The organism is Autumnicola tepida, assembly GCF_031846485.1.
Classification (GTDB): Bacteria; Bacteroidota; Bacteroidia; order Flavobacteriales; family Flavobacteriaceae; genus Autumnicola; species Autumnicola tepida.
In genome coordinates this window covers 1-725 of record NZ_JAVRHQ010000097.1, presented here as the reverse complement: position 1 = coordinate 725, position 725 = coordinate 1, and the positions used below count along the sequence as shown (strand labels likewise).

Here is a 725-nt window from a genome sequence, read left to right as displayed (position 1 = left end):
TCGGAGATAAATTGCTAACCATTTTTCCGCTCTGTTACCGCTATGAGAATCACTAAAATCGTTTCTTGCATTACAAATTGCATTTGTAACAGTTGAAATTAATATAATAGTCTGTTCAGGATATTCGATGTCATCTTCATCTAATTTATTTTTAATAAATCTCCTAATTTGAACAGACATCTGGGTTAAATCATCTAAATGGACTTGGGCAGGAATTTTTTCTCTGATAAACGATTTGTAAAACCCCTCAAGACAAGTATATGCTAAAGTTAAAGCATATTCATAATTTTCATCATTAATAGCGGTATCAATATTTTCGAGATATTCCGTCAATCTTTCCGCATTCCAAATTTCTTGAGGAATAATGGCTTGGGGACCTCCAGATGCGGGTTGAGCTTCTTGAGGAGCAATTAACTCTCTAATAGTTGCAGTTCTTTCCGGTTCAATATGTTCAATAGAATCCAAAATATTATTTACAATATTAATACGATCATTCTCTGATTGCTCCATTAGTAAATCAAAATAATAATCTCTTCTGGTTGTACTTTTTCCTTCTGCTCTTCTTTGTTCAATATAGTCGTGATAAGAAGGTACTGCAAATGTAACTTCTCTCACTGCGTTAAGAAATCTTGTGCCACCGTAATAAGCATCATTTCCCTGGTTATTAATTAATTCAAATAGTCTATTAAAAATTATAATCCAATTCATCATAAAAAATTAAACAC

1 protein-coding gene is annotated in these 725 nt (G+C 32.0%); it reads right to left on the bottom strand.

Going from position 1 to position 725, the window contains the following annotated elements; genetic code table 11:
• Nucleotides 1–708 (bottom strand): hypothetical protein (locus RM553_RS19565; protein ID WP_311536646.1); only part of this gene is annotated, 708 nt, incomplete at its 3' end.
• Nucleotides 709–725: the final 17 nt, after the last annotated feature.